This window comes from Halobacillus sp. AWM4_238, from assembly GCF_056158265.1.
In genome coordinates, this window is sequence record NZ_JBSWSY010000002.1 from 3260574 (window position 1) to 3285436 (window position 24863).

At 46.5% G+C, this 24863-nt stretch carries 17 protein-coding genes, 1 riboswitch and 1 other annotated feature (1 of these 19 only partly in view); of the genes, 2 read left to right on the plus strand and 15 right to left on the minus strand.

Annotation, left to right across the window (positions count from 1 at the left end):
• Positions 1 to 32: 32 nt before the first annotated feature.
• The 4 genes from ACXACN_RS16310 to ACXACN_RS16325 all read right to left on the minus strand — a co-directional run bounded on the left by ACXACN_RS16310 (position 33) and on the right by ACXACN_RS16325 (position 6091).
• Positions 33 to 1667, minus strand: coding sequence for a thiamine pyrophosphate-binding protein (locus ACXACN_RS16310; RefSeq protein WP_474965826.1), 1635 nt, complete (start codon positions 1665 to 1667; stop codon positions 33 to 35).
• A gap of 1 nt (position 1668) precedes the next feature.
• Complete coding sequence (locus tag ACXACN_RS16315; protein ID WP_474965828.1) at positions 1669 to 4467, minus strand: sensor domain-containing phosphodiesterase; 2799 nt, start codon at positions 4465 to 4467, stop codon at positions 1669 to 1671.
• A gap of 129 nt (positions 4468 to 4596) precedes the next feature.
• A complete protein-coding gene (chrA, locus tag ACXACN_RS16320) occupies positions 4597 to 5775 on the minus strand; it encodes a chromate efflux transporter (protein WP_474965829.1) in 1179 nt (392 codons plus the stop codon).
• On the minus strand, positions 5768 to 6091 hold the full coding sequence (locus ACXACN_RS16325) for a PadR family transcriptional regulator (protein WP_474965831.1): 324 nt from the start codon (positions 6089 to 6091) through the stop codon (positions 5768 to 5770). The genes chrA and ACXACN_RS16325 overlap by 8 nt, the downstream gene beginning before the upstream one ends.
• Positions 6092 to 6752: 661 nt before the next feature.
• On the opposite strand from ACXACN_RS16325, the gene ACXACN_RS16330 reads away from it, so the two are divergent.
• Positions 6753 to 7730 carry an NAD(P)/FAD-dependent oxidoreductase gene (locus ACXACN_RS16330; protein ID WP_474965832.1) on the plus strand — a complete coding sequence of 326 codons (978 nt, stop codon included), beginning with the start codon at positions 6753 to 6755 and terminating at the stop codon, positions 7728 to 7730.
• A gap of 195 nt (positions 7731 to 7925) precedes the next feature.
• Here the strand turns inward: ACXACN_RS16330 and metH are convergent, their stop codons facing one another.
• From metH to ACXACN_RS16385, 11 genes are all read right to left on the minus strand, one after another.
• The gene (gene metH / locus ACXACN_RS16335; RefSeq protein WP_474965833.1) at positions 7926 to 11381 is read right to left on the minus strand and encodes a methionine synthase; all 3456 of its coding nucleotides are present in this window, start codon (positions 11379 to 11381) and stop codon (positions 7926 to 7928) included.
• Entirely contained in the window at positions 11362 to 13221 is a 1860-nt protein-coding gene (locus ACXACN_RS16340; protein ID WP_474965835.1) for a bifunctional homocysteine S-methyltransferase/methylenetetrahydrofolate reductase, read from the minus strand. The genes metH and ACXACN_RS16340 overlap by 20 nt, the downstream gene beginning before the upstream one ends.
• 3 nt (positions 13222 to 13224) lie before the next feature.
• Positions 13225 to 14403: a cystathionine beta-lyase gene (gene metC, locus ACXACN_RS16345; protein WP_474965836.1), complete on the minus strand. Its 1179-nt coding sequence runs from the start codon at positions 14401 to 14403 to the stop codon at positions 13225 to 13227.
• Positions 14400 to 15518, minus strand: a complete 1119-nt coding sequence (locus ACXACN_RS16350; protein ID WP_474965837.1) for a methionine biosynthesis PLP-dependent protein — start codon at positions 15516 to 15518, stop codon at positions 14400 to 14402. The genes metC and ACXACN_RS16350 overlap by 4 nt, the downstream gene beginning before the upstream one ends.
• A gap of 242 nt (positions 15519 to 15760) precedes the next feature.
• Positions 15761 to 15870, minus strand: a riboswitch (SAM riboswitch).
• A 128-nt stretch (positions 15871 to 15998) separates the two neighbouring features.
• The gene (locus ACXACN_RS16355; RefSeq protein ID WP_474965838.1) at positions 15999 to 16388 is read right to left on the minus strand and encodes a hypothetical protein; all 390 of its coding nucleotides are present in this window, start codon (positions 16386 to 16388) and stop codon (positions 15999 to 16001) included.
• A 54-nt stretch (positions 16389 to 16442) separates the two neighbouring features.
• Positions 16443 to 16775, minus strand: a complete 333-nt coding sequence (locus ACXACN_RS16360; protein ID WP_474965840.1) for a hypothetical protein — start codon at positions 16773 to 16775, stop codon at positions 16443 to 16445.
• 83 nt (positions 16776 to 16858) lie between these two features.
• A complete protein-coding gene (locus tag ACXACN_RS16365) occupies positions 16859 to 17305 on the minus strand; it encodes a DUF4385 domain-containing protein (RefSeq protein WP_474965841.1) in 447 nt (148 codons plus the stop codon).
• Positions 17295 to 18263: a glutaminase A gene (gene glsA, locus ACXACN_RS16370; RefSeq protein ID WP_474965843.1), complete on the minus strand. Its 969-nt coding sequence runs from the start codon at positions 18261 to 18263 to the stop codon at positions 17295 to 17297. The genes ACXACN_RS16365 and glsA overlap by 11 nt, the downstream gene beginning before the upstream one ends.
• Positions 18264 to 19106: 843 nt before the next feature.
• Positions 19107 to 20132 (minus strand): cytochrome d ubiquinol oxidase subunit II, encoded by a 1026-nt coding sequence (locus ACXACN_RS16375; RefSeq protein WP_474965844.1) that lies wholly within the window; start codon positions 20130 to 20132, stop codon positions 19107 to 19109.
• A gap of 32 nt (positions 20133 to 20164) precedes the next feature.
• Positions 20165 to 21496, minus strand: coding sequence for a cytochrome ubiquinol oxidase subunit I (locus tag ACXACN_RS16380; protein ID WP_474965846.1), 1332 nt, complete (start codon positions 21494 to 21496; stop codon positions 20165 to 20167).
• 66 nt (positions 21497 to 21562) lie between these two features.
• Positions 21563 to 22339, minus strand: coding sequence for a class I SAM-dependent methyltransferase (locus ACXACN_RS16385; protein WP_474965847.1), 777 nt, complete (start codon positions 22337 to 22339; stop codon positions 21563 to 21565).
• Between the two features lie 414 nt (positions 22340 to 22753).
• Here ACXACN_RS16385 and ACXACN_RS16390 point away from each other — a divergent pair, with 414 nt between their 5' ends.
• The gene (locus tag ACXACN_RS16390; protein WP_474965780.1) at positions 22754 to 23944 is read left to right on the plus strand and encodes an IS110 family RNA-guided transposase; all 1191 of its coding nucleotides are present in this window, start codon (positions 22754 to 22756) and stop codon (positions 23942 to 23944) included.
• A 769-nt stretch (positions 23945 to 24713) separates the two neighbouring features.
• Positions 24714 to 24863, plus strand: a binding site (T-box leader) (it continues 78 nt past the right edge of the window).

The following is a 24863-nucleotide window of genomic DNA, read 5'->3' on the forward strand; positions in this document are numbered from 1 at the left end:
GTTTTTCTATAAAGTTCGTTCATCCGTCACATTTATTTTCCGAAAGAGGACAAGAACTTTACCCGGTCGCCCATAGGAGGGACGTTATCATCAACGAGAGATACCTCTAAGACAGCAGGACCTTCGCTGTGAAGAACCGTTGATAAGTGTTCGTCATTGAGGTCTTCCATGGATTCAATACGTGCATTAGGAATGCCGAGGGATGCAGCCATTTGGGAGATGTTAACCTCTTCTTGACCGAATCGCTCATGGGCTCGTTTGTATTGAAGTGTATGACCATGATGGACCATGCCGAGTCTTGAGTTGTTCATGACAATAAACAGAACGGGGATGTCGTATTCTTTCGCCGTTAGCAGTTCCATGCCGTGCATGAAGAAACAACCATCCCCCGTAATGCTTACGGTTGGACGTGCTGGGTCTGCCAATTTTGCTCCAATAGCACTTCCGATTCCACTACCCATCGCTCCAAAGTGGACGTTGATATCAAAGGAATCTTCACTTCTCACTCCCATATAATGAACGACGTATGCCATGAACTCCCCGATGTCAATGGTGAAGCGAGTGTCCGCAGGGAGCTTTTCCTGCAATGACCATAAGACGTTTTGTGAGTTGTACTCTTCTGTTACATCCGGAACGGCATTCTCAAAAGCAGGGATAGGTGACCGTTTAACACCCAGTCCGTTCAAGGCTGTAATGAGAGAAGAAACCGTTACATCGATGTCTCCATGAAGAGGGTGATCGACAGGATATTTTCTATTGAACACAGTCGCGTCATAATCCACCTGAATAAGGGTCCGGTTCTTCGCTAGATTTGGATTCCAGTTATTTGTGGCTGTTTCACCAAGGCTTGAGCCGAGCACAAGCACGGTTTCTTCTTTTCCGTTATTGATGAGGTCGGAAGCCTCTTCATGTCCGGCAAAACCGAAGATTCCTTTTTTCAAAGGGTGATGGTCAGGAATGAACCCTTTGGCTTGTGGAGTTGTCACAATCGGCCAGTTCAACGTTTCGGCCAGTTCAAGAACATCATCCACTGCTCCTCGAATCCCTTGTCCTACAAATAGATAGCCGCTTTCGCTTGATGCAAGCTTTTGAGCGGTTTCCATGACAAGCTCATCCGTTGGAAGCAATGGTGTTCGTTGTGGGAATGTCGGAATAGCCGGTTCTAAAATGTCTGTCAACTGCACATCAATAGGCATGGCGATGTGCACGGGACCGGGAACTCCTGTCATCGCGATCTCTACGGCTTTGTGAATTTCAGGAAGCAAATCTTCTGCACGGTCGACTCTCTGGCTGTACTTCGTCACAGAGTGGTAAAGCGGGTCCGCATGAAGTTCTTGAGAAGCGTTCAAACCAACAGTATCGACTGGAACGGCTCCAGTTAAGAATAGAACAGGGAGATGTTCACGCATGGCATTTGCAGCTCCCGTCACTAGATTTGTCCCTCCTGGACCGCTGCTTCCGATACAGACACCGAGGGAGTTCGAGTATTTAGCATAAGAAGCAGCCATATAAGAAGCGGCTCCTTCATGTTTTGTAACAATTGGTGTGATGGAAGGCGTATCGTAAAGTTCATCAAAGAAAGCATTTACCGAACCTGCCGGAATTCCAAAAATATAAGATACCTTACCAGCAACAAAGTAATCCAGTACAGCGCGAACTGATTTCATATCATGATCCCCTTTTTATGAATGATTTTAAGAATTGTTTTTCAAATGTATCTGCTTGTAACGGATGACTGTAATAAAACCCCTGGATCCAGTGACATCCGTGTTCTGCTAGAAAAGCGGCCTGGTCTGCTTTTTCTACCCCTTCAGCAATGACATTGAGCTGAAGGCTGTCAGCAAGAGTGATGATGGTTTTCGTGATTGCCGCATTGTTCTGATTTGTCGTGACGTCATTGATGAAGGACTTGTCAATCTTTAAAGTATCGACAGGGAAATCCTTCAAATAGCCAAGCGAAGAATACCCTGTACCGAAATCGTCAATGGAAATTTGAACACCGAATTCTTTCAATTGTCCGATCGTTCTTAATGTGTGCTCCGTATTATGGATGATTAAATTCTCCGTTAGTTCAAGTTCTAAGTGCTTAGCAGGGAGGCCGGTTTCACTTAATATGTCAGCCACCGTTCGCACAAGGTTCTGTTGATTGAATTGTTGAGGAGATAAATTAGCGGATACAATCAATTCCGTATATCCAGAAGAAACCCATTTTTTCATTTGCTGACAAGCTTCTCGTATTACCCATTCCCCCAGGTTTGTAATGAGACCCGTTTCCTCTGCGAGAGGAATGAATTTGCCGGGAGGGAGGGTGCCCCGTTGTGGGTGATTCCATCGGATCAGTGATTCCATACCAATGAGTTTTTCTGTGCGCACATCAAATTTAGGCTGGTAATACAATTCAAATTCATCATTTTTCTGCAGCGCCTTGAAAAGGTCATTCTCCAGCTGGATCTGTTCAAGCGTGCGGCTTTCAATTTCTGGTGAAAACAGTTGATATTGGTTGCCGGATAGGTCTTTGGCTTTGTACATCGCAACATCCGCATGTTTGATTAACGTCTCGACGGTATCCCCGTTTTCTGGGAATAGACTGATGCCGATGCTCGTTTTAATGGAAATTTCCTGATCCCCAATTACAAATGAATCATTAAAGGCTTCTAGAATTTTTTTCGCACATTTAACAGCGCCTTCTTCCCGGTCGATTGTCGGCAGAAGGATAATGAACTCGTCACCGCCTTGTCTCGAGACGGTCGCTCCGTTCGGCACTGCCTTTTGTAAACGCTCTGCTACATGAAGCAGAACTTTATCTCCGAAACTATGACCAAACGTATCATTGATTTTCTTGAAGCGATCGAGATCAAGGAAGAGAATGGCCACCGGTTTATTTGCGAGCTCCGCATATTGAAGTGCCTGATTGAGGCGGTCCTGGAACAGCACGCGGTTCGGAATATTTGTGACACTGTCATAATAGGCGTGGTATTTAATTTTTTCTTCCATTTGCTTTCTTGAAGTTACATCTTTAAAAGTGACCACATAACCGATGGTACGATCGTTTTCCAGTTTAGGGGTAATGACATACTCTACAGGGAACGTCCCTCCACACTTTTTAAAGAAAAAATGATCTTTGTCTGTATGGCCATCTTTTTGCTCGTAATGTTCTAAGAACGTTTTTTGATTATCAAATACATGGGAATAAGGAGCACCGATCACTTCTTTCTCACTTTCATAACCCAACAATTCGGTCGCGGAAGGGTTAGCGAAGGTAATGTGTCCATCAAGATCGATTCCAAAAATCCCTTCCCCGGCAGAATTCAGAATCAAATCTTTCTCACGACTGATTTGCGTTAGTTCAGAAATCGCCTCTTCCAGCTCATCATTCTTCTGAATCAACTCTGAAGTGCGGTCCTGTATAATCATCTCCTGCTTCTCCATATAGAGGAGGTTGAAAAGGACGGGTGCGGTTGTATCCACAATCGATTCAGCTAATTGGCAGGCTGAGTCAGAGTAGACCTGACCGGTTTGTTTCAGGTTTACGATGGCAACTGCACCGAGCACTTCACCAAGCGACACAAGCGGAATCATATACAAGCCTTTCATGCCAAACTTTTCACAGATTTCTTTGTTCGTGCGGTGATCATTCATAACATCCGGGACAAGAATGGAGGTCTTTGTATCGATGACTTCCTGGAAAACGGGGTCCTCTCTATGGTTGAAATGGACTTTTTGGTGAGTTTCCTTCCAGTCTTCTTCTGTCCACTCGCTTTCTTTACTGAGACTCGCTGGCTTCAGCTTGTGTTCTGCAATGGGGTCTATGAAGTGGGCGCCGATATTCGGATTATCAAGGACTTCACCTAGATAATAGAAGCATTTGTCCAGCGCTTCTTGTAGAGAGGAACATAAGGAAAGGTCACGGGTAACATTGAGCAACAGTTGTTTTTCGCTGATCAATTTCTCTTTACGTGTCAGATTGTTTGCGTTTCTAATAGCCACAGCAGCCATGTTGACGTACGCCTTCACCGACTCAATTTCTGATCCTGTTAAATTCATCGGCGTCCCGTAATCAAACAAAAAGACAAGGCCGTAGAGTTCATCTTCATATGAGATCGGAGCGACGAGCAGAGATTTGATTTTGAATGCTTGAATGGCCCGTTGGTCTGGTCGGTCATCTTTGGATGTGTCAGGTATGTAAATGGTTTTCTTTGTTTCAATGACCTCTTTAGCAAGGAGATCATATTCCGGGTCTACGATGTGCATATCTAGTGTCATCCCATTGATCAAGGCCGGTTTTCCGACATAGCCTTGATAGGTACCATCCTCACGAGGCAAATAAATGCCGACAGAATCGCACCTCATGATTTCTTCAGATATGGCTGTGACCACGTGTTCTAATACATCGCCTAAATCATGCTCTGTGTTAATGAGCTGTGTGATTTGAGCGAGGCGAGAATATCTAGTTTGTTCTTCAGCCATTGAAAAACCTCCATAGTTGTCATGTTTTGATAAAGTTCGACTATTATAATCAACTTCCTGCATCAGGATCGTAATTTTTTACAAAAAACAAAGAAAAAGGCGCAAAAAGGGTGTTTTTGCGCCATTTTTTTACATTATATTCAAAATTGCACCAGCTCCTACGCCAATCAACACGATGGCCCAGGCTGGAACTTTGAAGAAGTGTAAAAGAGCAAAAAGTATGGCAGCAAGAGCGAAGTCTGCTCCTTCCATGATTGAACTTTTCAACACAGGGTCATAAAAAGCGGCAAGAAGAATGCCGACAACACTTGCGTTAACTCCTGTGAGGACGCCCTGGAAGGCTGGACGCTTTCTTAATTCATTCAAAAATGGCAGAGCGGCTATTAAAAACAAGAAGGATGGCAGGAAAATACCTGCAGTGGCTACGAGAGCACCTGCAATGCCTTCAATCATTGTTCCAAGGTAGCTTGAAAACGTGAACAATGGACCTGGAACGGCCTGTGCCATTCCATAGCCAGCAAGGAATTCATTGGCCGTTAACCATCCAGTCGGCACTACTTCCCGCTCAAGCATTGGCAAGACGACATGGCCGCCGCCGAATACGAGAGAACCAACACGGAAAAATGTATCGAACAATTGGATCAGTACGTTTTCAGTGTTTCTTGCAAGGATTGGCAAGATAGCGAGAAGAGCCACCAATACGCTAAGAGAAGCAACGCCGGTTTTTTTCGAAAACGTCACAGGGAATGGTTGGATTTTGGATTCTACCATGCTTGAGAACATTTTCCAACCAAATAATCCAGCGGCAAGTATGATCAATAACTGCATCCAGGCGGATGGATAAAGAAGTAATATAAGTGCTGACACTAACGCGATAGCAATTCGCGGACGATCCGGTGTGAGTTTCTTTCCAAGACCAATTAAGGCATGGAGAACAACGGCTGCTGCTACGACCTTTAAGCTATGGATGAAATTCGCATCCGCGAGGTCAAACGATTGATACAACAGAGCAAAAAGAACAAGAACAATAATGGATGGTGCGGTGAAACCGATCCATGAGATGATGCCGCCGAGCAACCCTCCCCGGAGCATACCGATTGCAATGCCGACCTGACTACTTGCAGGTCCCGGCAAAAATTGACACAGGGCGATGATGTCTGCGTATGTTTTGTCATCCAACCATTTTTTTCTGTCGATGTACTCATCCTTAAAGTAAGCCAGGTGAGCAACTGGACCACCGAAAGATGTTAGTCCCAGTTTTGTGGATGCTTTAAATATTTCTAAAAGAGATCCTTTTGGTTTATTCATCGTCAAAATTCCTCCAATCTTTACCTAAAATTTCTTCTGCCAGTTCACGGACTTGTTCTCTTCCTTCGGCAAGCACTTCTCTGCCTTTGTCCGTAATGACATAATACTTCCTAATCTTTCCTTCTACTTTTTCTTCATATTTCTCAAGCAATCCGTCTTTATGGAGTTGTTTCAGTGTAGGATAGAGGGTTCCCGGACTGATGTCGTAGCCATGGGAAGCAAGTTCTTCCATAAGAAATGCTCCATAGATCGGTTCAATGTTTGCATGATAGAGAATATGGATCTTTATGGATCCTAAGAAAAAGTCCCTGAGCAAGGTAAGCACCTCCTCTATCGAAATCCGATATCAATATACGATATCGAAACAAAGAAGACAAGGAAAAACGCGCAATTTTTACGGAGTTTGCGCGAAGATTTACATCCTATTTACATAACATTTCTTTGTCATGCCATGGGTGTTGACAATTGATCTAGTAACTCCGGTCATTCAATAGGTACCACTGACCGTCTTGCGCAGTCGGGAGTTCTGCCCAATCGAGTTGTTCTGTCTAATGAGATGCGCCACACCTTTTTCTATAGAGACCCTCTACCTCATAGCGGTTCTTGTGACGATCCTTTATTGACATGGGTTTGTTCCTCTATGGAAGTTTATGATAATATAATGAAAATCATTATCAATTAGTGTAACATCATAGATACATAGGTTGAGAGGATCACCAGCCTTGTTGATTGCTTTCATTTTTCTCTGATATAGCTGGGGGAGGAAGCGCCTTCCTTGATCTTTTCGGCAGCAGAACTTTCGGCTTGGTATATCAATGAGAGGCTCCTATCAGCTGCATTGCCCGGGCTATGTTTTTAATAGGAACGGAAAAAAATCATCGCACCTTCAGAGATTCAAATAGGGTTGTCGTGGAGATGGTCAGCCCCGTAATTTATCTAAATGCTTATAGAAACCAATAGAAAAGGAGCTCACATCCATGGAAGAGTTGTACGATGTAACGGTCATTGGCGGAGGAACAACAGGTTTATACGCCGCTTTTTATAGTGGAATGAGAGATTTAAAGACAAAAGTCATTGAGTACCAACATCAGGTCGGGGGGAAGGTTTCCTTTTTCTATCCGGAAAAGAAAATCTATGACGTTGGTGGCTTCCCAGGCATCACAGGCGAAGACCTTGTTACGAACGTGAAAGAACAGGCGGAAATGATACAGCCTGCTTTTGTAACAGGGGTGAAGGTGACATCTATTGAGAGAAAAGAAGATGGAACCTTATTGTTGGAAACAGATGACGGCCAAACGCATCATACAAAGACGGTCATTGTGGCATCAGGTCTTGGCACGTTTGAAATGCAGCCGCTTGAAGTAAAAGGCAGCAAATTTTATGACGGGAAGCAGATCCACTATACCATTCAAAATCTGGAACAGTATCGAGGGCAAAAAGTTGCCGTCGTTTCGCAAAACCGTGTCGGGATCGACTGGTCGCTCGCCCTTGAAGGGGTAGCTGAGGAGGTTCACCTCCTAAATCGCGGCGATGAGTTCAAAGCGGTATATGAACAGGATGTCGCAAAGGTCGAGACTTCTTCTGTTCACATCCATAAAAATCAGGCTATTGAAGAGCTGCGTGGAGATGAAAATATGAAAGAATTGCTTCTCCAGGACGGGGCGGTTCTCGAGATCGATCATATCCTCGTGTACGAGGGTTTGCAGATCGATAAAAGCTTGTATGACGAATGGGGCCTTGAAACCGACAAAGGCAGAATCCCTGTTTCGACAGATATGTGCGCAAGTATGGAAGGCGTGTTTGTCGCCGGCGATGCAACCGTGTATCCAGCGAAAACGATGCTCATCGCTTCCGGGTTCAATGAAGCGATGGCAGCGGTGAACAGTGCCGCCAAGCATTTGGATCCGAAAGCCAAATCACAAGTGTACAGTACCGTCATTTATAAGCATCAATAAAAAAACGCCGAACTGCAGCTGATGCTGTCGTTCGGCGTTTTTTTCAATAGAAAGGCGCACTGCTAATAAATTGGCTCAACTCACTGATAAATGGTCGAAAGCCACCGATAAAAGCATCAACCCTACTGATAAATGTCCAAAACTCACTGATAAAAGTCTCAAAGTTACTGATAAACTCAGGCTAAGAGCTCAACCCTACATCACATTGAAATAACGCGCTTCCGGATGGGCGAATACCATCGCTGTGACGGATGCTTCCGGTTCCATCATGCATTCTTCAGTCAGCTCGATCCCGATTTCCTCAGGTCGGATGAGCTGGAACAATTTCTTCTGATCCTCCAGTTCCGGGCAGGCTGGATAACCGAAGGAGTAGCGCTGACCTTGATACTTAGCGGAGAAACGTTCCTGCATCGTAAAGTCCGTCGGATCAGGGAATCCCCACTTGTCGCGAATTTTCTGATGGACCTGTTCGGCAAGACCTTCCGCCGTCTCAAGGGCGAGCGCCTGCAACGCGTGACTTTCCAAGTAGTGTCCTTGTTCCTTCAGTTCCACTGCACGCTTACGGATCCCTTTTCCTGCTGTAACCGCAAAGAACCCGACATAATCGATTTCGCCACTCTCGACAGAGCGCAAGTAATCTGCAAGGCAGAGGAATGGCTCTTTGTTTTGCCGTGGGAAGGTGAAGCGTTCTATGACCGTCTGATGATCATTGGGATCATAGATGATGACATCGTCTCCGTCGGACTGGACCGGGAAGAAGCGGTACATGGCGGAAGGCTGAATCCATGCTTCTGTTTTCGCACGTGTAAGCAAACCATCGACGACACTTTTTAGATGGACAGCTTTCTCGTTTCCTTCCGCGAGTAGTTTATCGAATTTTCCTTTCAGGCCCAAGTGGTGTCCGATCAGCATCTGCCTATTGATATAGGGTTCAATATGGGCAACTGGGTGGTTCCGAATGATATGTTTCTTAAAGTCATGCGGTTTGAATACAGGTACCGTTGTGGATACCGTTGATTTAGGTTTCGCAGCGACTGCGGTTCCGCCGCCGTCCCGTGAAGCAGTGTTTGCCGCACGGGTAATCGCTGCGGTTTTCTTGTCTTCCTGCTCCTGTAAAAATTGATCCCGTTCTTCTTCATTGCTGAGTTGATTGGAAATGGAAAGACCGTCCATCGCATCTTTTGCATACAGGACAGGTCCATCATACTCGGGTGCGATTTTCGTATGCGTAAACTTCCTGGACAACGCGGCCCCTCCAACGAGTATGGGAAGAGAGATGTTCTGCTGTTTTAAATCCTGGGCCGTCAACACCATCTGCTGCGCGGATTTAACAAGCAATCCGGATAGTCCAACAATTGTTGGCTGTTCCTTTTTGATTTGCTGGATCAGTTCAGCAGGGGTCACTTTGATCCCCAAGTCGACCACTTCAAAACCATTGTTGCTTAAAATGATTTCGACGAGGTTTTTGCCTATATCGTGAACATCGCCTTTGACAGTGGCGAGCAGGACTTTCCCTTTTTTGTTCGATGAATCGTCTGCTTCCATATGAGGTTCCAAAAATGCGACGGATGCCTTCATCACTTCAGCGCTCTGTAAAACTTCCGCTACAATCAGCTGGTTGTCATTGAAAAGACGGCCAACCTCTGCCATCCCGTCCATCAATGGTCCGTTAATGATGGCGAGCGGGGCATCGTACTCAGTCAGCGCCTGCTCCAAGTCAGGAATCAGACCTTCCTTTGTACCTTCCACAACATAATGAGCGAGACGCTCAGCGAGAGTCATCGTCGATGTTGGCACTTTGGTTTCCTTTTTCTTTCCCCTGTAAAAGGCAGTAAATGCCGCGAGAGTTTCGGCATCGGTTTTGAAAAGCAGGGCATCAGCCAAATCAATTTCATCCTGATTGATGGAGGCGTAGCGCTCCAACTTTTCTGTGTTGACGATGGCGTAGTCCAGTCCTGCTTTTGTACAGTGGTACAAGTACACGGCGTTTAATACTTCACGGCCGACGGGAGGAAGGCCGAAAGAGACGTTGCTGACACCAAGGACGGTCTGACATAGGGGAAGGTGTTCTTTTATGAGCTGGATGCCCTTTATGGTTGCCTCGGCTGAACCGATGTATTGCTCATCCCCTGTGCCGACAGGGAAGACGAGTGGGTCGAAGATGATATCCTGCGGGTTGATGCTGTACTCTTCCACAAGAATGTCATGCGACCGTTTGGCAATTTCAAGTTTTCTTTCCGCCGTTACAGCCATCCCTTCTTCATCAATCGTACCGACAACAAGAGCCGCTCCGTATTGTTTGACGAGGGGGAGGACCTCTTTGAAACGTTCTTCTCCGTCCTCCAAGTTGATGGAGTTGATGATGACTTTTCCTTGAGAATACGTGAGCGCTTTTTCAATAACGTCCACATCCGTCGAATCGATGACGAGCGGAACTTTGACTTTGTTCACGACTTGTTTCATGAAAGCTTCCATGTCTTCAATTTCATCCCGGTCAGGGTCAGCGAGGCAGATATCAATAACCTGTGCGCCCTTTTTCACTTGTGCCCGGGCAATTTCGGAGGCCTCCTCAAATTTTCCTTCAGCAATCAGGCGCTTGAACTTCCGTGAGCCAATGACATTCGTACGCTCCCCGACGAGAATCGGCCGATCGCCGGGATCATCGTAAACCAACGGTTCGATTCCTGAAACGGCATGGGCGTGGCTGGAAGGTGCTTCCCTCGGCTTGAACCCTTTGACCGCTGCTGCAATGGCGCGAATGTGATCCGGTGTCGTTCCACAGCATCCGCCGACGACATTCAGCCAGCCTTTTTCAGCAAAACCGCCTACTTTCGCAGCCAGTGATTCTGGAGTTTCGTGATAATGGCCTTCTTCATCTGGAAGTCCGGCATTTGGATAACAACTGACGGCGGACGTCGCGAGGTCTGATAAGGAACGTAGATGATCACGCATAAACTCAGGACCTGTGGCGCAGTTAAGTCCGACAACACTTGGGTTCATATGTTCAAGGGAAAGGTAAAAAGCTTCGATGCTTTGACCAGCGAGGGTCGTCCCCATCGGTTCAATCGTACCGGACACAATCAGGGGCAGGTCTTTGCCTAAGGCTTCTTTCGCACGTGTGATGCCGAGAAAAGCGGCTTTCACATTGAGCATATCCTGGGACGTTTCTAATAAAAGGAGATCGACACCGCCTTTGATGAGCCCTCGGGCTTGTTCTTCATAGCCCCCGGCCAATGCTTCAAAAGTCGTCCCGCCGGTTACAGAAAGTGTTTTCGTTGTTGGACCCATGGCGCCGGCGACGAAGCGGGGGCGGTCCGTTGTATGGAATCGGGCAGCAGCCTTTTTGGCGATTTTCGCTGCTGCCACATTGATGTCCTCTGCCAGGTGACCCAGATCATATTCATCAAGGACGAGGTTGGTTGCCCCGAACGTATTCGTTTCAATGATGTCTGCACCTGCTTCAAGATAGCGGGAGTGAATGGTATCGAGCAAGTCTGGATAAGTCAGGTTTAAGTATTCATTACAACCATCGAACGCTTCTCCACCGAAGTCTTGAGGGGAAAGGTCGGCTTCCTGCAGCATCGTTCCCATCGCACCATCGAGTATGAGGATCCGCTGTTTCAGTTGTTCGTTAAACGATGTGGATGCCATCGGAAATCTTCCTTTCTCGTTTTGCCGTTTGTTGTTTAATATAGTTCGTCAATTCTACGGTCATTTCGTAACGTAAAAATGGTGTGATTAAGTAAATACCGTTGAACAGGTCAAGGGCTGTATCAATGAGTGCCTTTGCGATACGAAGACCTTCTGCCTGTGCTTTCTCTTTGTCTGTGCCGGCGAGTTCCATTTTTTCCAGGACCTCAGGAGCAAGCGTGATACCGGGAACTTCGTTGTGTAAAAATTCAGCGTTCCGTACGCTTGTCAGCGGCATGATTCCAATATAAATCGGGGCATCGATGTGTTTGGTCGCTTCATAGACCTCGATGATCTGCTCTTCATTGAAGACCGGTTGACTGATGAAGTAGTCAGCCCCGTATTTGATTTTCTTCTCCATTCGTCCGACGGCACGGTTCAAGTTGCGCACATTCGGATTAAACGCAGCAGCTACCGAAAAGGACGTATTCTCACCTAGATTTTTTCCGGAAAAAGAGATGCCCTTGTTCATTTGCTTGATGTAATGAATGAGATCAAAAGAGTTCAGGTCATACACCGAAGTGGCCCCCGGGAAATCCCCTATTTTGGTTGGATCTCCTGTAACGGCAAGGAGCTGACGAATGCCGAGAGCATGAAGCCCCATTAAATGAGATTGCAAACCTAGTAAATTGCGATCCCGGCAGGCTATGTGGACGAGTGGGTCCACCTGATACTTCTCTTTAATGATTGATGCCATCGCCGTGTTGCTTATTCTCGGAGAAGCGAGAGAGTTGTCTGCGAGTGTGACAGAATCGACACCCGCTTCCTGTAAAGCTTTCGCTCCTTCAAAAAAGCGATCGGTCTTCAATTTTTTCGGCGGATCAAGTTCAACGATGATAGAACGGCCTTTTTTGGCTTTTTCATGAAGGTGGGGACGTGGATCAATCGGATTGGACACCCGCACCTCCGTCTTCTTTTTGAATGGAACCACCTTATCCTGTATCGGTGCTTTTCCTTTGACTCTAGCAGCAATGGCTTCGATATGTTCCGGTGTCGTTCCGCAGCAGCCGCCGATCAGACGGGCGCCTTGCTCAAAAAGGGATTGGGCACTTTTTTGGAAATATGTCGGGTCCGTTGGATAAACGAGCCTACCATCCTGGTAGGCGGGCAAACTTGCATTCGGATAAGCTGACAACACAGCACGCTCCGGAAGCGGAACCTCTTCTAACGATTGAATCGTGTGATAAGGTCCGAGTCTGCAATTGACGCCGACAACATCAGCGCCTAAGTCTTCCAGCTGTTTGAGTGCATCGGGAAGTGGGGTGCCGTCTTGCAGGACACCCGCCTCATGCATGGATACTTGAGCGATGATCGGCAGGTGTGTTTCTTTTCTAGCAATCTTTAAAACAGTCTTGATCTCTTCTAAATCATAAAAGGTTTCAAGCAGAAGGCCGTCGACTTTTTCAAAAAGAAGACAGTACAGCTGTTCCCTGAAGCTGCGCTTGATTTCTTCTGTCGATATGGCTTGTTTGCGGGCCCCCCGGACGCCACCGATGGTTCCGACTACGTATTGCTCGTCACCGGCCGCTTGTTTGGCAAGTTTGACAGCAGCGGCATTGATCTCTTTGACTTGATCTTGAAGGCCGTAGCGTTCCAGTTTAATATAATTGGCGCCGTAAGTATTCGTTTGGATGACGTCCGCACCAGCGTTCACGTAAGCGCGGTGGACGTTCAATACTTCTTCAGAGTGGGAGAGGTTCAATTCTTCAAAACATCGATCGATGCCATAAGAGTAGAGGAGGGTGCCCATAGCTCCGTCTCCAATCATCGTCTGGTGGTGTAAAGCTTCGCGTAGATCCATTGTTCAACCTCCTGTTTGTAAGAATGCTTGAGATCCTGATTTTTCTAATGCCTGGTAAAAGTCCTTGATCAAATCATCCGGGTTCTCAAGACCGACAGATAAACGAAGCAACCCGTCTGTTATCCCTCGCTTTTCACGTTCTTCTTTCGGCATCGATGCATGAGACATCCGGGCAGGATAGGACAAGATCGATTCGACCGCCCCAAGACTTACGGCATAAACAGGGAGCTCCACGTGCTTTGTAAACTGCCGGACCGCATCTTCATCCCGCAAACGGAATGATAATACCGCTCCGGCCCCTTCTGCCTGATACGTCTGGGTCGAGCTGCCAGGATGAAAACGGAAGCCAGGATAGTAGACCTGTTCCACGTGCGGGTGGGCGCTTAATTTCTCTGCAATCTTAACAGCAGATGCTGACGATTGAGTCATTCGGCAATGGAGAGTTTTCAAGCCGCGAAGCACGAGCCAACAATCGTGTGCGCCTAGAATCGATCCGAATGAATTTTGTAAAAATCCGAGCTGCTCCGCAATCTCTTGATCTCTTGTTACGGCAAGGCCTGCAACCACATCACTATGACCGGCAATGAATTTCGTCGCACTATGGAGGACGAGATCTGCCCCAAGTTCGAGCGGTCGTTGAAGGGCGGGTGTCATGAATGTGTTATCGACGAATGTCCAGCAATCGTTCGCTTTCGCTAACTTTGCGACAGCACGAATATCTGTAATCTCAAGCGTGGGATTGGACGGCGTTTCTATATACAAAAGTTTCGTATTAGGCTGAATCGCCGTCGCCACCTCATGAAGGTCCGTCATATCAACGAATGTGTGATCGATTCCAAATCTGATGAGCACATCGTGGATCATGCGGAAGGTGCCTCCATAAACGTCCTGGGTGATGACGACATGGTCGCCTTTTGATAACAGCATGAAGGCTGTTGAAATGGCAGCCATCCCTGAAGCGAAAGCAAAGCCGTTTGTGCCGCTCTCAAGACCGGCAATGGTCTCCTCCAAAGCTCGTCGGGTCGGGTTTCCGGATCGGCTGTAGTCGTAGTCCCCGGGGTTGTCGAAATCCTGCTGATGAAAGGTGGATGCCTGTTGAATGGGGACACTGACAGCGCCTGTATGCGGGTCGAATTTATAATCACTGTGCAACAATCGCGTTTGCAAAGAATGATCGGTCATCGTACAGATTCCTCCTTCGGTAGTTGGGTGAGGGTATAATCAAGGTCTTGAATCAAATCATCGATATGTTCGACGCCGACAGAGAAACGAAGCAGTCGGTTACAGACGCCGTAGCTGATCCGGGTCTCTTCTGGAATATCTGCATGAGTCTGAGTTGCAGGATAGGTGATGAAACTCTCTACACCTCCAAGGCTTTCGGCAAAACTGATTAACTTCAAGTTCCGTAAGAATGGATCGATCCAAGCTTCGGATTGAAGTTTGAAGGAAACCATCCCACCTTGACCAGGATAGAAAACATCTGTCACGTGCGGATGTTCTTCTAAAAAGGCAACAACGGATTTTGCATTGTTTTCATGCTGACGCATCCGGAGAGGGAGGGTCTTCATTCCGCGCATGACAAGCCATGAATCAAAAGGGGAAAGGACAGCGCCCGATGTATTTTGATGAAAAGCGAGCTTCTCCGTTACGTCTTTTCCTTTGCTAACAAGAATACCGGCAAGGACATCGTTATGACCGGCCAAATATTTCGTAGCACTGTGAATGACCACATCTGCACCTTCTGCAATCGGCTGCTGCAACACCGGAGTGTACAGGGTGTTATCGACAAGGAGCAGAAGGTGATGAGCTTTCGCGACCGTTGAAATTTGCTTGATGTCTGCTGTATGCATCAGCGGATTTGTCGGTGTTTCCACGTAGATGGCTTTCGTCCGCTCATTGATGTAGTCGTGGATCCGTTCAAGGTTGTTGCTGTCACAATAATGGAACCTGAGGTCATAACGTTCTTCCATATGTTCAAACAAACGGAACGTCCCGCCATACAAATCTTCGGAAACGATGATCTCATCGCCTTTCTTAAAAAGAGATAACGCGGTTTGGATCGCAGCCATCCCTGAGCTGAACGCAAAACCTGCATCTCCGCCTTCAATATCTGCGATGGAAGACTCGAGAATTTGGCGGGTGGGATTTCCGGTCCTCGAATAATCAAAGCCCGTCGACTCCCCTAAACCAGGATGGCGGTAAGGGGTGGAAAGGTAAATGGGAGGGTTAATCGCGCCGGTAGGCTCATGCCGCTGGTTTCCAGTCTGAACGAATTTCGTATCCCTGTGTGGACACATAACACCACATCCTTTATAAGTTATTGGTTCAAAATAAACGCTGGTTAAACAGTAACTCCCTCTCGTGTAAGATGTAACTTCGAGACGTTTGTATGTTTGGATGGTGGTTCGGGAAAGCGAGTCACTCCCGCCGCTATGCTCCACCCAAACTAAAGTCTTGAAAGTGGGTCTTCCTAATTTCTGTAAAATAAAAATAAAAAAAGCCTTCTCGAAGAAGAAGACTTTTGTGTGGACGGCTCTTCTTCTTATCTTTCAAGTTGTAAAACAACTTGCTGGAGTTAGCACCTTTCTGGTCGAACCAGTGGTTGCTGAGGCTTCGTCGGGCCAGTCCCTCTGCCTCTCTTGATAAGAGATTCAATTGTAATTTTTTCTAATTGCTGATTACTCTACACTACTCAGAAAGTTTTGACAATATGCTAGAAAGAATTTTCCGAAAACTTTTCCCGAATAAGAATAAAGCCTCCTTTTTCAAAAGCAGGCTTACATGGAAGGGTTTTGTACTCCGGCTTCGATGTAGGAGCGGACAAGCTGCCATTTACCCTCTTGTTTTTCGAATGTATCAAAGAAAAGGTTGGAAGTTTCCAAGAGTTCACCGTTTAAGCGAATGGAAACCCAAAAAGCAGCCAGTTGTTTGTTTTCGTCCAGCTGGGTGATGGAATGATCGGTGTAGATCCATATCATGTCTTGATTTTGGAAGTGTTCAAAAGCTTGAGCCCATCCTTCGATCGACTCTTCATAAGAATAATCCACCCGTTCGCCGTGACGAATCTCTCTTGCTTCGAGGTTTCGCGATGTTACTCTTTTTAAGTGATCCAAATCTTGTTGACTAGCTCTCCGTTTATACTCTTCATAAAAGGTTAGAAAGTCCACATCCATTCCTCCTCTCCCTCCATGGTTCGACAGAGAAGGTGGAAGTCCTGTCTATTAATGACAAATGCCTAAATTGTACAGGACGGTTTTGACTTGTAAAGCAAGCGTACCGACCCATAGCAGGAGTGTGGCCCCATTCAGCCCGTACCATATTCTCTTATTCGACATCTGTTTACGTTTGTTATATAAAAATGCTAGCAGAGGAATCGTCAGGACGGTGAAGATCGTCGTTAAGCCGAGGAGTCCTTTGTAGTCGCGGATCCAGATGAAATCATTGAAGAAGGGGATGATGATCGTTGAAGTGTAAATGACAGATAGGGCATAAACCCCAATCGACCAGGAGATCATCATGAACAGCAGGTTAACAAGAAGTGGGTAAGTTTTCACGGGCACACCCCTAGGTTCATTAATCCGATTTGTTTACTCGGGTTAATGTTATCCTACGTTCAACGATCAAATATGTCAACGTTTCATCCGTATTCTTTTTGATGGGCTTTCTTTTTCTTTAAATAGTCCTCATCCTCCCTGACCTCGATCCACTTTTTCTCGAAAATTTCAGCGGATGCTGCTTTCTCATCGTCGATGTCGCGATCGTTCACTTCACCATTTTTGTCATACTTCTTCCCGCCCTTATAATTCGCGTACCTTCGCGAGCGCGTGTATCCCATCTGCAAAAACTTCCGTGCCATATCCATGCCCACAAAATCATCCTCTTCTTTATAGTCGAGAAACATTTGATAGATTTTTTCTGATGATTCCTTGGCAATCTCTGGTGTTTTGAAGCGCCAGTGGGGCAGGATTTCACCTTTGTATGGTTCGACGAGAAGTACCCCTTGCTCACCTCGGCCCACTCGATATTTTTCTGGATTTTTGCGAAAATCGATTGTATCAAAATCGAGGTCGTAATCAAACGCCATTTTTATTCTTCCTTTCTGTGTTTTCGATTCCGAACATATTTAGTTCAAGATCTTGAGAAAGCTTTCTGATCAAGGCTCCACCAGCGGTGCTGTTTCCTTTTTCATCGATCGCAGGACCCACGACCCCGATTCCCATACGGCCGGGGGATGAGCCGATGATGCTTCCGGATACCCCGCTCTTACAAGGAAACCCAGCTTCTACGGCATAGTGTCCTGAAGAGTTGTACATTCCTGATGTCATCATGATCGCTTTCACCGTGCGTAAATGATGGGAGGGAATGAGTTTTTCTCCTGTTTCAAGATCCAGTCCTCCTTTAGCTAGAAACAGCCCCACACGTGCAAAATCATGGCAGCACATCATGACAGAGTTCATTCGAAAGTAAAGGTCTAGCGCTTCTTCTACGTCCGTGACCAATGTTCCGGTACTCTGCATAAAGTAGGCGAGAGAGCGGTTCCGCGCACCATTCGATTTCTCCGCTTCGTACACTTCTTCACTCATTTCGAGCTCATCATTATTCGTTATCTTTCGTAAAAAATCCATATAGCGGTTGAAACGTTTCTCGACGCTCTGTCCTTTGATTAAAGCAGATACGGCGATGGCTCCGGCATTAATCATGGGATTGAAAGGTTTGCTTGTATCGTAAGACTCCAGCTGACTGATGGAATTGAAGAAATCCCCCATGGGCTCCATGCCCACCGTTTGGAATACACGCTCTTTTCCGAAGTCCTGCAAGGCGAGCATAAGACCGATGATTTTCGAGGTGCTCTGCATCGGGATATACTTGTGATTATCACCGGCGGCAAAGCATTCACCGTCTGTCGTAATGATGGTCACACCGAGGTAATCTTTGATCGTATCGTCGTATCCGGGAATGCTCATATTGACATTCCCACTTGAAGCGAACGGCCGGCTGTCTTCAATAGCTTCCTCGAGATAATCGTTCGTCAATTCCTGCATAACAGTTCTCCTCTCTTCATATACGCTCCCGATTGTGGAAGACTCGGTTTCGAGACTTTTTTTGAGTGGATGGGGGCTACGGGGAATAGCTCGCTTTCCGCGGGAGCGCGGTGAGCCTCCTCGGACTGCGTCCTGTGGGGTCTCACCAAGCACTTTTTTCTTCGTAGATATCCGGTTCCGGCGCCTAGCGGCTAGTGAGACTTCCCTCGCTTCTGTACGATAAGTCAACATCGAATCACTCCGTTCTTCGTGTTTCCTTTATCTCCGCCAGCTCAGTCCAGTCCATACGCCGCTGACCAAGTCGCCTCCACACTTAAGGTAGGAGTCTCGCCATTCCCCTCCGCCCCTTTATCATAAGAGTGTCTCGAAACCACTTCTCGGATAAGTTGCTTAGTACACAAGGAAATAGGAGAGTGTTTACATCCACGCAGCTATTCTACATATGAAAGCTTGATATAGAGCGCTTTATGCCTTCACTACCGAGGTAGTGAAAGACACACCCTCATGGTGAAGGGAGTCGTTTTTCACAATATCTGAATGGGATGGTTGGGAAGCTGCGAGACTCCCGTGGGAGAAAGGAGATCGGCGAGATCCCGAAGGACGGTAGCCCGAGGAAGCTCGCCACTCCCCCACAGGAAAGCGAGTAGCTTCCCAGCCACCCCTGACTTCCCACGGCAAACGAACCCCGAAATGTCTTGAAATCGAGTGTTCCACAATCCTGGCATATTGTTTCATACGTAGAGTCTTGTAGTATTTACCCCTTTCTTTAAAGAGGGTAAACCAGAGGTGTGCTCTCATTGAGAGCATGAAAAACGGCACCCATGGGGAGGGTGCCGTTCTGTGTTATTCCTGTTTCAAGTAGCGGCGATCTTTAAGGAAGAGGCGCCAGAATAGGTAGAAGGCTGGGATGAGAATGCCGAATCCGACGGCATATACGATGAGCATCTGGTAGAACGTATCCGGGTTCGTGAATCCGTCTGCGATGGTCAAATCCGGGTAAATCAAGTAAGGCAAGTGCGCGGATCCATACGCATAAATAGCGATGGCGTATTGAAATCCGATCATGATGACAGCGGGACGTGCCAAGCCTCTCCGGCCATCTTTTTTCCTGATGAAAAGGAGGGCATAACCGATGATGAAGAACAATAGGGAGAAACCGAAGGCCAACCAGTTCTGCTGAATGTTCTCAACAATCCAGGAAGCTTCTTCAGGGAATGTACCGATGGTCAACATAGCGATGGCGATACTGACAGGTCCAAGCCAAAGGGAATGCTTTCGGAACGTGTCGTATGCATTCCAGTCTTCTGCTTCCTTGGCGTAGTCCATTAAGAAAATAGCAGAGATGAACAACTCAGTCGATAATCCGAACAAAATGTGCATATATAAGGTCGGGTGGGTGAGCAGTTCTCCATATTGCAAGCGGGGATAGTCATCTTCAAAACTGACGAACCCTCCTAAAGTAATCGGAAGAATACTGACGAGAAGGGCAGGAATGATCAATCCTGTAAAGCCGGAAGTCAGTCGGAGCAGGTCTTTGTATCGATCAGCATGATGCTGGAAAACCATGAACGTTGTCCGGATCGTCAGCAATAGAATCCCGAGCCCGACCGGCCCGAGCAGTACATTACTGAGCAGAGTCGTCGCAAACGGGAAAAAAGTGACGACAGATACAACGAAAATGACGAGAAAGACGTTGGTCACTTCCCATGTCGGAGAAAGAAACCGGTTCGCAATCTGGGCGGCGCTTTTTTCTTCGTTCTTTCCATAGATCATGCCCCAGAATCCTGCACCGAAGTCGAGAGAACCTAAGATGGAGTAGACAAAAAGCAAGCTCCATAAGATTGTAATCGCTAATGTGGATGCTTCCATAGGTTGTACGTCCTTTCTGGGATGTTGTTTTCTTACGCTTCCCGTGCCTTCAAGTCGTTGCTAACCGGATTTCGTTTGAAGTAATACCGCATCACGAATCCAGTAACAAAAAGCAAAGTAATGTATAGAGTCATGAACAAGTAGAAAAGAAAGCCCACGCTGTTCGACTTGGTCGCGGCATCACCTGTTCGGAGAACGTCTGTGATTGTCCAAGGCTGACGTCCGATACAGCTGAAGCACCAGCCTGATTCGATGGCAACCATCGCGAGAGGTCCGCTGACAACTAGTGTAGCCAGGAGCCAGCTTGGAAACTCTTTTTTCAACACGTGTTTCCAGAACAAAGCGATGAACGCAATCATAATGAGGACCGTACCGATTCCGACCATGACATTGAAGAGGATGTGGACATAGAGCGGCGGCCATAATTCTTCGGGCCATTCATTGAGTCCCATCACTTCTGTATCCAATCGGTCACCAGCAAGAAAGCTGAGTCCATATGGGATTTCAACCGCATATTTCACCCGTTGATCTTCAAGAGAAGTGTAACCACCAACAGATAACGGAGCGTAACGTTGCGTTTCAAACAAACCTTCCGCAGCTGCCAGTTTACGAGGGTTGTACTCATGGAGCATCTGAGCTGTTTCGTGCCCATTGATTGCTGTCGCAAGAGACATGAGGGCGCCAAAATAGAGAGCGATCGTTAGTGCTTTTTTATGGTAGGCACGCTCAGCTTTCGTGATTTTACTTCTCATGAGCCGAAGAGCGGCAATGGATGCGACAAGAAAAGCAACGGTCATGTAAGCTGAGAGAGTGACATGGATGGCGGTGACCCCGAAGCTCGGGTTGAAAAAGGCAGCCCACGTATCGACATTTGTGACTTCACCATCTGGTGTGATTGTGAAGCCTGCAGGGGTGTTCATCCATGCGTGTACGTCCGTGATCAAAATAGCGGATGCTGTGGCTCCAAGGGCGACGGAAATGATACTGACGAGTCTTAGTGTCGGTGGCAGACGGTCGGCCGCGTACAAATAGATCGACATGAAGACGGCTTCAATGAGAAAAGCGAAAATCTCCATTTGGAATGGAAGAGCGATGACCTGTCCGACTATTTCCATGAAGTCAGGGAATAAGAGTGAGATCATGACACCGACAATTGTTCCCGAAGCAATGGAAACAGCCAATAATATAGCGAAACCTTTCGTCCATCGTTTCGCCATCAAGGCATAATCCGGATCTTTTTTAATAAAATGCAGGACTTCCGCGATGATGATCATGACCGGAAGTCCAACGCCGATCGTTGCATAAATAATATGAAACCCAAGGGACGTTCCGAACAGAGCCCGGGCCATTACGACGATATCCATTGATCTCCACCTCACATACGAATTCAATACCTCGTTTATTTTTCCAATGTGATGGTGGATTATTCGTCAGGAGGAAGGTTTTTCTACGATTACCATATACTCATCAATCGCAAACGATTGAACGCGTCCGTTTTTTTCAATAATGGAGAAGTGCCTCCTTGCCTTACCTGGTGCTTGTTTAAAAAGATCTTCGACAGCTTTTTGATCAGCTTTGTTGTCCAATGTACGGCCGACCCAGTCTGGAAAATACATGCCTTTCTTTCGTGTGAGATGTTGCTTGATTTTCAAATGACTGTTTTGGAAAAGGTGTTCCCATTCACTGATTTTGAGGGCTCGGACGTGGCTGTAATCCCGCTCCTTTTCAAATTGGTTATAAAACGCATCCAACTCATCATCTTCTGGTGCCACATTGTCGATCATCAAAAAACGGCCGTCGCTTTTTAAGACACGTGCTACTTCTTCGATGAAATGGTGTGGGGAAGGGAAGTGATGGGGAGCGATCCGGCAGGTGATGAGATCAAAACTTTCATCAAGGAATGGGAGCTGTTCGGCATCTGCGACAACATATTCGATGTTTGGTAAATAGCTTAAATGACGTGCGGTGTTCTGGAGCATGTCTTTCGTAAGATCTGTCGCAAAAACGGTTCCGCAATGGATGCTTAAGGCCTTTGCCACATGTCCGCCTCCTGTAGCGATATCCAATGCTTTGTGGGCAGAGTCCGGCTTCAGCCACTCGACAATGCCATCAAGGTCGGATTGTTTCTTATGTGAAGCGCTGTCTATATACGCCTGTTTGTTTTTCGAAAATACTTCCTGGACCTGACGTTTCACTTCTTCTGACATTTTTTGACCCCTTCTTTCCTTTTATTTATCCTCTGTTAAATGGTGTTGATTCATAGTTCCTAAAGAATATGGCAGGATTGTGGAAGACTCGGTTTCGAGATGTTTCGGGGTTCGTTGCCGAGTTGAGCGTCAGGGGTGGTTGGGAAGCCACTCGCTCGTATATTATAGTTACCAGATTGCTTCTGGTGGACCTCACTATCTTCATACAAGGTATAATGAGGGGAATCAGATGGAGGTGTCGACACCTCGCTTGAAGCCACGTCTTCGTAGGAAAGTATGACACCTCCCTCTTTACAGGATGATCCGAATAAGCTGGATGACACATCGTTGTCGTATATCTAACGAGCCTGGATACTTGTAAAGATACGGAGGAACTCTCTCATCTGGTAATTATTACAGGGCAGGTGGATTTGCTTGAATTATCTCGGTATTGATATTGGAAAACAGAATCATGAGGCTGGGTTAATTGATGAACATGGTCAAGCCATAGGTAAAACCGTGCGTTTCTCCAATTCTAGATCAGGGAGTGACAAACTTCTAAAGTTCTTAAATCAACATGAGATCACACCAGACAATTGCGCATGTGGACTTGAGGCTACAGGGCATTATTGGTTATCCGTGTTTTCATTCTTACATAAGCTTGGATTCAAAGTGACCTCGTTCAATCCTCTACAATCCGATGCCTTACGCAATTTTTATATTCGAAAGACGAAAACAGATGTACAGGATGCATACCTCATCGCTCAGGTTATCCGAATTGATAACCCGGCAGCTACTCCATTTATTGAAGATGACCTTCTTCAGTTAAAGCACTTGGAGCGACTTCGATACTCCTTAGTAGATCAAAGTTCAGATATCAAACGAAAGATTATTTCTCTACTGGATCAGGTATTTCCGGAGTATGAACGGTTGTTTTCTGATATTTTCGGTGTATCCTCTACCGAAGTTCTCCTTCATTATCCATTACCTGAAGACCTTCTATCCATTGATACAAAAAGGCTCGCTGAGCTCCTAAATCAAGCCAGTAAAGGAAGATATGGCGAGAGAAGAGCTCATGAAAAGGCGGATCAATTGAAAGAAAAAGCACAAGAAAGTTTCGGAATATCCATAGGTGGTGAAGCTTTTCGGATGCAGATTCACCTTCTTCTTGAACAACTATCCCTGTTAGACAGACAAATCAGCGAGATAGAAACATCGCTCACAGAGCTTTCGAATCGTCAGGACCACTACTTAACCACAATTATAGGGATTAGTGATGTTCTGGCGGCAGCTATATTAGGGGAGATTGGTTCCGTTGACCGTTTTGAACGTCCTGAACAACTCGTTGCCTACGCAGGCCTAGATGTTTCAGTACACCAATCAGGCAACTTCCAAGGAAACAGGATGAAGATATCAAAGAGAGGGTCTCCATATCTCCGTCGTGCCATATGGCAAGCTGCATTTGTCGCTAGCTTTCAAGATCCCGCTTTATCTCAGCATTATAAGAAACTAAGAAATCGTGGGAAAGCTCACGGAACAGCTGTGGGAGCTGTAGCCCGTAAGCTGACTCACATTATCTTTGCGATATTAAGGGATAAGAAGCCTTACGAACCTCGCCTAAATTAATGCCATATCAGTAAAGGGCTAGAAGCTTTTAAATTCCTCTTCCACGAGGTTTATTTGGCATGGACAGAATGCTTCATAAAGAATAATGAAATTTTACTTTCCAAACTTGACTTTTTATAGCTGGTCTTTCCTTTGGTGATTGAGGCAAGCCTGCTTCGCACTGCGGGGTCTCGCCAGCCAATCCATTCCCGCGGGAGTCTCGCAGCTTCCCAACCACCCCATTCGATTATGTGAAAAATGAACCCCTATACCAGGAAGGAGCATCTTCCACCATCACGACCTATAGCAAGAAAGAGCTCTATAATAAGCGGTTATGAGCACGATCCATACGATGGAAGCTTTGTGATATAGCTCCCATTACGTATAGATAGTACCTATTTCTGGAAGTAGTTTCGAGATACATATATGGCAAAGGGGCGGAGGGGAATGGCGAGACTCCTGCGGGAAAAAAGTGCAGGGTGAGACCCCACAGGACGCAGTCCGAGGAGGCTCACCGCGCTCCCGCGGAAAGCGAGCTATTCCCCGCAGCCCCCATCCATTCAACAAACGTCTCGAAACTGAGTCTTAAACAAACGGGAGCTTTTCATTAACGTTTAACAGAGCTTATTTTTATTGTAAGCAAAACAGGTGATTAGCGATAATATCGATTCTTTATAGAAAGTGATAAGCTTTTGTGAATACGTATAAGCTAATGGAAAATGGGCGAGGATGAGGGTAAGAAAGCTTTGACATACAAAAGATTACATTGTAGGATATGGAGAAGATACGTATAGTTTCGTTGACGAGAAGAGTAGGCTTTTATTTATGCCTCAAGAGAGTCGCTGGTAGGTGTGAAGCGATGGCAGGTATGAGCTGAAGATCATCTCTGAGAAGTTCCGCTGAAATGCTGCAGAGTAAGTGGAACCGGTAGGCGGCCGTT